This window comes from uncultured Romboutsia sp., assembly GCF_958366745.1.
Taxonomy (GTDB): Bacteria; Bacillota; Clostridia; order Peptostreptococcales; family Peptostreptococcaceae; genus Romboutsia; species Romboutsia timonensis.
This window is the reverse complement of record NZ_CATXCO010000093.1, coordinates 1-8,547: the sequence shown is the minus strand read 5'-3', so window position 1 is coordinate 8,547 and position 8,547 is coordinate 1. Positions and strand designations below refer to the sequence as shown.

The 8,547-nt window shown below is 29.3% G+C and carries 7 protein-coding genes; 4 read left to right on the top strand and 3 right to left on the bottom strand.

The genetic code is table 11. The features are described from left to right. Positions 1 to 224, top strand: a 224-nt coding sequence (locus Q5F54_RS07605) for a hypothetical protein (RefSeq protein ID WP_302334176.1), incomplete at its 5' end; no start/stop codon positions are given. A gap of 135 nt (positions 225 to 359) precedes the next feature. Here Q5F54_RS07605 and Q5F54_RS07600 read toward each other — a convergent pair. Together Q5F54_RS07600 and Q5F54_RS07595 are read right to left on the bottom strand one after the other, a co-directional pair. Next, positions 360 to 695 (bottom strand): hypothetical protein, encoded by a 336-nt coding sequence (locus Q5F54_RS07600; protein ID WP_071121080.1) that lies wholly within the window; start codon positions 693 to 695, stop codon positions 360 to 362. A 181-nt stretch (positions 696 to 876) separates the two neighbouring features. Further along, positions 877 to 1,965 carry an AI-2E family transporter gene (locus Q5F54_RS07595; RefSeq protein WP_302168822.1) on the bottom strand — a complete coding sequence of 363 codons (1,089 nt, stop codon included), beginning with the start codon at positions 1,963 to 1,965 and terminating at the stop codon, positions 877 to 879. A gap of 124 nt (positions 1,966 to 2,089) precedes the next feature. Here Q5F54_RS07595 and cspBA point away from each other — a divergent pair, with 124 nt between their 5' ends. Genes cspBA through Q5F54_RS07580 form a run of 3 tightly spaced genes read left to right on the top strand, consistent with a single transcriptional unit; the run spans position 2,090 to position 7,353 of the window. Continuing rightward, a complete protein-coding gene (cspBA, locus tag Q5F54_RS07590; RefSeq protein WP_281537923.1) occupies positions 2,090 to 5,395 on the top strand; it encodes a bifunctional germination protease/germinant receptor pseudoprotease CspBA in 3,306 nt (1,101 codons plus the stop codon). Positions 5,396 to 5,411: 16 nt separating this feature from the next. Continuing rightward, complete coding sequence (gene cspC, locus Q5F54_RS07585) at positions 5,412 to 7,097, top strand: bile acid germinant receptor pseudoprotease CspC (protein ID WP_281537922.1); 1,686 nt, start codon at positions 5,412 to 5,414, stop codon at positions 7,095 to 7,097. A gap of 52 nt (positions 7,098 to 7,149) precedes the next feature. Next, positions 7,150 to 7,353 (top strand): DUF3787 domain-containing protein, encoded by a 204-nt coding sequence (locus tag Q5F54_RS07580; RefSeq protein ID WP_334292255.1) that lies wholly within the window; start codon positions 7,150 to 7,152, stop codon positions 7,351 to 7,353. 40 nt (positions 7,354 to 7,393) lie between these two features. On the opposite strand, the gene Q5F54_RS07575 is transcribed toward Q5F54_RS07580, so the two are convergent. After that, on the bottom strand, positions 7,394 to 8,547 hold a 1,154-nt coding region (locus Q5F54_RS07575), incomplete at its 5' end, for an APC family permease (RefSeq protein WP_302334175.1).

Below are 8,547 nucleotides of genomic sequence, written 5' to 3'. Positions count from 1 at the left end.
CTAATATCAAAGGGGCGATAAGATTGAAAAGACGATATGAAAGAATAAGTAAAATATGTAAAGACTTATCAGAAGAAGCATTTAAATCTTATGCTGGAAAAAGAGATTATAAGAGAGCTTTAGAAATTTATAGTTTACTTGCAACAAGTGATTGCGTTCCAAGTGACATATCTAATTTTTCAAAAAATATGTTAGGAAGTGCAGTCAATGGAAATCAATATTAAGATTAAATAAGAAGATAGAAGAAAATACTTAAGAAGTTTGAATGAAAGTAGCCAATAAAGATAAATTTTAATATTGATTATTTATAAATATAGCTTAGACTAAAGTATGTGTTTCAGTCTAAGCTATATTATTAATTATTTTACTAATTCCAAATATCCACTTGGATGGAAGAAGTATATATTTGAAGTTTGTTTATCAACAAAATATCCTATGTCAGTATCTACATCTGGTAAAAAAACATATCCTTGAAGATTTTTAGATTTTAGATACTCAAATTCATTTGCATCTCCTTGATATATATAATCAACCTTATCATTATATTTTATAAGAAGTTCTTTAGCTTGTTCTAAAGTTAACTCAGTTTGTTGATGTATTTTATTAGTATCATTTGCATATGTTAGTTTTTCAATTGGATTTATGAAGAATAAAGAGCTACATAAAATACATAAAACCATAATTAATTTTTTCATATAATCACCAACTTTTATAATTTAGTATATATATATTTTATTAACATTAATAAAAATATATATACTATAGGTATTTATATTTTTGAAAAACTTATGCCATAGAAAATAATAAATATTAAAAAGGAACAAACTCAAGTAATAAAAAACTATATATTAAAAGAGGTTGTTCCTTATAATTTAATTATTTAATATCTTTATATTTATATTCTACAAATTTAACTATATACATTTTTATAACACCTATTGCAGGAACAGATAGAATCATACCTGGAATTCCAAAAAATCCTCCACCTACAGTAACAGCTAATATAGTTAAAAATGGACTAAGACCCAGTTGACCACCAACGATTTTAGGTTCTATAACTGCAACTTCTATTTGTTGAACTAGCAACAAATATATAAGAGATAAAATCGCTATAGTTGGATCGTAAAATAAGTTTATTAAAACAACTGGAGTCATTCCAATAACGGGACCAAAATAAGGAATTAAGTTCATAAATCCTATTAGTATCCCAAAAAGTAATGCATACTGAGATTTTATAAAATAAAGTCCAATCCCAGATAAAACACCTACTATAAATGAATCAAGTATTTTACCTGAAAAGTATTTACCTATATTAGAGTTTAAAGTAGAACACACTTCTAAAGTAAAGTCACCGTATTTTTTACCAAACATAACATAGATAGTTTTTTTAGTAAATAATAGAAAATCTTCTTTTTCAAGAAGTATATAAAAGCATATTATAAAGGCTAACACAAATTGAACTATAAACTTACCAACTGAAAATGTAGTATTAAATATTTGGCCTAAGTATCCTGCAAATAAAGTACTTAATTTAGGAAGTGCTGCCACGATATTATCTCCTATATCCTTTAAAGTGTTAGGATCTACATTTTTTAAACTTTTCCCTAAATCTATTAAAAATACTTGTGTTTTATCTATATATATAGGTATTTGATTTACTATATCAATTATACTATTTATAATAACTGGTGCAGTAAAAACTATAGATGAAACTAATAATATTATTAATATACCATATGTAAATAGAAGTGATTGTATCCTTTTGAATCTTAGTCTTTTTTCTAAAAAAGCTACTATAGGATTAAATATATAAGCTAAAATAAAAGCTATTACAAATGGTGTTAAAAGTGATAAAAGTAAATTGACTACATTAAAGAAGTATTGATAGTTATCAATAAATTTAATTAATATATATGATACAACTACAGTCAGCACTATATTTAAGTAAAATTTTTTTTCTTTCAAAAATAACACATCCTTTAAAGATAAATTTTAGAATTTAACTAACATATGTATTATACAATAAAAATATTATTAATACATATATATATAGTAAAATATTTTTACTATACTATAGGAGGTGAAACATGTGGACTATGAAGTAATAGTTAAATATAATGGAGATATAACATTTTTGGAACAGGAACTAGGTGTATCTGTAGAGCTTCTTGGATATAATTATGCAATCATAACAGCAGATACTCCACAAAAGGTTGATAACTTATTAAATTATACTCAGATAGAATACGTAGAAAAACCATTCATATTAGAAACACAAGATACTCAAAGCTTCTCTAGTACAGGAATAACATCATTTAAAGAACGTACAAAATTAACGGGTAAAGGAACATTACTAGGTCTTATAGACTCTGGAATAGATTACAATATACCTATATTCAAAGATAAAGATGGCAAATCTAAAATACTTTACTATTGGGACCAATCTATTGACGGAAATCCACCAGATGGGTTTAAAGAAGGAACATTATATACTAATGAAGATATAAATAAAGCTATAAATGGAGAAATGCAAGTTCCTATATCAGCAACTAGTACTCATGGAACTCATACAGCAGGTATTGCTTGTGGGGTAGCAAATGAAGCAGATATGATAGTTGTAAGGGTAGGAAGAAGACAAACAGATACTTTCTCTAAAAGTACTGAATTTATGAGAGCTATAAAATTTGTTTTAGATAGAGCTTTAGAACTACAAAGACCAATTGCTATAAATATAAGCTACGGAAGTAATGAAGGGTCTCATAGAGGGGAATCTTTATTTGAACAATATATAGATCAAATGTGTTCGTTTTGGAAAAATAATATAGTTGTTGCAGCTGGTAATAATGCAACAAAAGCAGGACACAAGAGAATTAATATAAAAAATGATGAAAATGAAGATACCTTAGTTGAAATAGAGGTAGGTCAAAATGAAAAAATAATTAATATAAATATATGGCCATCATTTGTAGATGATTTTAATATATATTTAGTTAGCCCAACAGGTAAAAGTACTCAGCCTATATCACAAGATTCAGGCCTAATAAAAAATATTATTGGAAACACTAGGATAAATGGAGTTTTTTATCCTATAGCACCATATTCCTTAAGTAGAAGAATAACTATTGAGCTAAAATCAGACACTGAAATAATTCCGGGAATATGGACACTATTATTCACTCCTATTAAATTAGTAGATGGGAATATAGATATATATTTGCCAACATCAGAAGGGATAACAGTAGATACAAGGTTTTTAGAACCGAGTAAGGTTCTTACAGTAACTGTTCCGGGTACTGCTAGCAAAGTTATAACTGTTGGGAGCTTCAATTCTAGAACAGATGTGGTTTCTACGTTCTCAGGAGAAGGTGATGTAGATGGTGGAATAATTAAACCAGACTTATTAGCTCCTGGAGAAGAGATAGTTTCATATTTACCTGGTGGATCAACAGGAGCACTTACAGGAACTAGTATGGCAACTCCGCATGTAACGGGAGTCTGTTCTTTATTAATGCAGTGGGGGATTGTAGAAGGAAATGACTTATTTTTATATTCTCAAAAAGTCAAATCAGTACTTATAGAATATGCAAGAAGAAATCCACAATACACTTATCCAAATAATTCTAGAGGGTATGGATTTTTAGATTTGTCTAAATTAAATTTATTGAGCATATCTCAAAATAACCAAGACTATGGACTTTATCGAAGCAAGAAAAAAATAAAAAAAAAGAAAAATTTAAGGCAAGAAAATCTTATTCCAATAATAGGGGTATCATTTGAGAATCAACAGTTTGAAGAAGATTTAAAAAATTTAAATATAACTTATAGGTTAGAAAGAATTTCTGATAATTTTGCAATTTTATATATTTCACCTAGTGATATGCAAGCTGTAGGAAGTATAGTGAGTATATTATCAGCTCAGAAGATAGAGCCTATTATTAGATTAGCTTCTCTTTCTCAAATAAGCCAGGGAACAACTGGTGGTGTTGTTGGAAATGAAATTATAGGAGCAAACTTTTTTAAAGAAAACCCTAATATAAATGTTACTGGAAGAGGTGTGATTATTGGTATTGTTGATTCTGGAATAGATTACTTACATCCAGATTTTATATATCCAGATGGAACTTCAAAAATTCTTTACTTATGGGATCAAACCAAAGATGGCAAACCACCAAAAGGATATTATATTGGCACTGAATATACTAATGAAGATATTAATAAGGCCATAAGAGAAAAAGATGCTACATTATCTGTAGATGAAGAAGGTAGCGGAACAATGTTAAGTGGAATATGTGCAGGACTTGGAAATATAAATCCTGATTATGCAGGAGTTGCAAATGAAGCATCATTAATTGTAATTAAATTAAAAAAGTATGATGGTAATTATACAAATGCTTCATTATCTGTAGCAACAGAATATGCAGCAAAAAAAGCATTAGAGCTTAATATGCCTATAGTATTTAATATATCATATGGAAGTAATGAATTAGTTGCAATGACTGCATTAACTTTAAGAGATGCAGTATTTTTTGAACGAGGTATTTGTATAGTTTCGGGAGTAGGAAATGAAGGAAATACACAAACCCATACATCAGGAGTTGTACAATTTAATGGCGGTGAAGAATATATAGAATTAGAATTATCAGAGGATGACCCAGATGTAGAAATTCAAATATGGATGGACAGACCAGATAGAGTAAATTGTGAAGTGATATCTCCAACTGGAGAAACTAGTAAGTTATTACAAGTATCTTCCTATTCTTTCTTAACTGGATTATATGATTTTGAGCAAACTGAATACCTTCTAGTAACTAACTATCCAACAACTTTTTCAGGTCAACAGCAAATCATTATAAATTTAAAGAATGTTAAAAAAGGTATATGGAAGATTAAACTTATAGGCGTTGATATAAACAGTGGCATATACAATGCATATCTATCAAACAGAGTATTTTTGAAACCAGGAACTAGATTTAGGGAAAGTAACCCAGAAAAAACTATAAACTACCCTGCAACATATGAAGATGTTATTAGTGTAGGTGCATATGATACTATAAATGGTACTATATGGCCAACTTCATCTAGAGGGCCAACTATCGATTATATACCAGCGCCTGATATAGTAGCTCCTGGAGTAAATATAATAGCACCTTACCCAGGTGAAAAGTATGCAAGAATAAGTGGTACAGCACCAGCTGCTGCATATGTAACAGGCTCGCTTGCTTTATTTCTTCAGTATGTTTTAGTTGAAAATAGATATCCTAAAAAAGCTTTTACTCAGTCAATGGTAACTTATCTAAAAGCTGGAGCAACAAGGTTTGATAATACATCTTATCCTAATAGTGCTTTAGGATATGGGTTATTAAATATAAGGGGTTCATTTGAACAATTAAAATAGAGGTGATACAGGTCAGATGGAAAAATCGTATATTATAATATACAATATACCGGTTGATCGGTTAGAAGAAAATTTGAAAAATAATAATATTAATAGATATATTATATTAAATAATACAATAGTAGCTTTATATGTAGATGATTCTTTTAACGAAGATATATTAGATAGGATAGATGGTATAATTTGGTGGGAAAGATCAAGTGTAATGAGTTCATTAATAGAATTAACAAATAACTTACCAAATGGAGAAACTGTAAGAACAGCTGCAGGTACTGAGTATATATATAAAAATCCATATATAACACCAACAGGAAAAGATATTATTATTGCTATAATAGACTCTGGAATAAATTATTTACATCCAGATTTTATAAAATCAGATAATACTACAAAGATTATATCTATATGGGACCAAGAAAGCACTTTAAAGCCGCCACCAGAGGGGTATTTATTTGGAAGTGAATTTACTAGGGAAGAAATAAATGAATATATAAAAAGAAATGATTCTAGCCTAAGTGTAGATAATATTGGAACTGGAACTATAGCAGCTGGAATAGCAGCAGGCTTAGGTCATGGAAATTCTAATTATGACGGTGTTGCTGTAGATTCAGAGTTAGTAGTAATAAAATTAAAATCTTACAAAGATACATTTGCTAAAGGAAAAGTAAACTATGAGGAATCTGACTTTTTAGCAGGTATAAAATATGCTTTGGAAGTAGCTGATAGAGAAAATAAACGTATGGTAATAAATCTAACTGTTGGAGGTAGATCAACCTCAGGAATAGAAGTTTCTATGCTAGATTCTTTTGAGGATTTAGGGGGATCAGGAAGAATAGTAGTTTGTGGAGCTGGAAATGAAGGTAATACAGATATACATTATAGCGGTAACATACAGATGGCTGATAAAAGTCAAGATATAATAATTCAAGTTGGAGAACAAGTTAATTTAGATATAACTCTGTGTCCAATAGGTCCTGATAAAATAGGAGCAGCTATAATATCTCCTGGAGGAGAAATGAGCTATGTTATAAATTATACACCGGAACCATTTGTATATAGAGGAAGATTCAACTTAGAAGACACATCCTATGAAATGAGATATATATATCCATGGATAAAATCAGGAAATGAAATGCTAGATATAACTCTTAAAAATATAAAGCCAGGTATATGGACCTTAAGAATATTTCCGGAATTTATAATAAATGGTAATTATAATGTATATTTACCTAATAAAAATTTAATTTCTCCGCAAACTAGATTTACGGATTCATCATCAGATGCCACAATTACATTATTTGGAGTTATAAAAAAAGTAATAACTGTAGGTGCTTATAATGATAGAACAGATAGTTTATGGATAGGTTCATCAAAAGGTCCTGTAGTAAAAAGACAAATAAAACCAGATATAGTAGCACCAGGTGTTGATATAATAGGTCCATATCAAAATGATGCTTATAATACAGCAACAGGAACAGGAGTAAGTTCATCGGTTGTAGCAGGTATTGTAGCTATAATGATGAGCTATATAATTTCACAAGAAGAAGAAAGTCGAAATCTATTATTTTCAGAACCTTTAAAAACATTTTTAATGTTAGGTGCAACTAGAAAAGAGATATACACTTATCCTAATATGGCACAAGGATATGGAATATTAAATCTAAGAAATATATTAGCTGCAATTTCAAATAACATAGAATAACTGGTATTTAAAAATAAATAATGGTTAAAAATAATATAAACAAAAGAAAGAGGTGAAAAAATTGCAAAGTAAAAAAGCACAACCTTTAAGTGGTGAAGGGAATAAAAGATTAAAAAAACATAGACCTACTAATAATGCAGAAACAGCAGCTTGGGCTGATATAGATCAGTTAAAGCCTGAAAGTAAAGTATCTGTACCGTCTCTTAGTAATGTAAAAGAAGCTAAGGACTGGGTTGATAATGGAAGTAGATTATAAAAATAAAAGAGCGTAGATTATATCTACGCTCTTTGTTATATTAAGCAGCTGTATCTATGTCGTTATTAGTATTAGCATACTTTTTAGTCATATAAGAATAAACAGGTAAACCTATAAGAGTTATTACAACTCCTCCTAAAGACATCATTGTACTTTTTGCACCAGCAAATAATAATTGATTTAATACAACGAATAATCCACTAAATATTGCTATTAATGGAATTATAGGATATAGAGGTACTTTATATGGTCTGTTTAAGTTTGGATGAGTTTTTCTAAGTTTCATAACACCTATAAATGTTAAAACATAGAATGACCAAACAGCAAACATCGCTAAGTCGCTTAATAAGTTGAATTGTCCTGATAATGCATATAAAGCTGAAAGTACAGCCATTAATAGCGTAGCATTAGCTGGAACATCATTTTTATTTAATTTACCAAATATAACTGGTATAGTTTTTTGTTTTCCTAATGTATAAGTTATTCTTGGTCCAGTTAATAGGTATCCATTTATACATCCAAATACAGATACTAATATACCAACGTTTATTATTTTACCACCAATTGAACCAAATAATACTTCGGCAACTGCTGAAGCAGGAGAAGCATATTTAGCTAATTCACTAGCTGGTAATACCCAAAGGTAAGCTAAGTTTATAACTACATATACACCCATAACTAAAGATAAACCACCAACTATTGCTTTAGGTAAATCTTTTCCAGGGTTCTTCATTTCACCAGCTATAGCACCAACATTTATCCATCCATCATAAGCAAATAATATAGCAACTAATAATTGTCCTATTACTCCTGTTGGGCTTATACCTTCTGCAACTAAAGGTTGCACTATAGGATTATTTCCGCCACCTTTTATAAATCCAAATACTATTATTAATACAAGAGGGATTAATTTACATACAGTTGATACAGTTTGTATTGCACCACTTGTTTTAGAACCAAAAGTATTTAACACACCTATTAATAGTATAACTCCTACTGTCATAGGTATTACTAAAGACTCATTACCTAATAATATAGCAGCTTGTTGCCCGAACATAACTGATATAGCAGCTATTGTAGCAGGGAAGAATAATACAGATTGCATCCATCCAGTTAAAAACCCAAGTTTTTTACCGTATATTTCTTCTATATATACCATCATTCCACCTGTTTTAGGTATTGCAGCTGAAACTT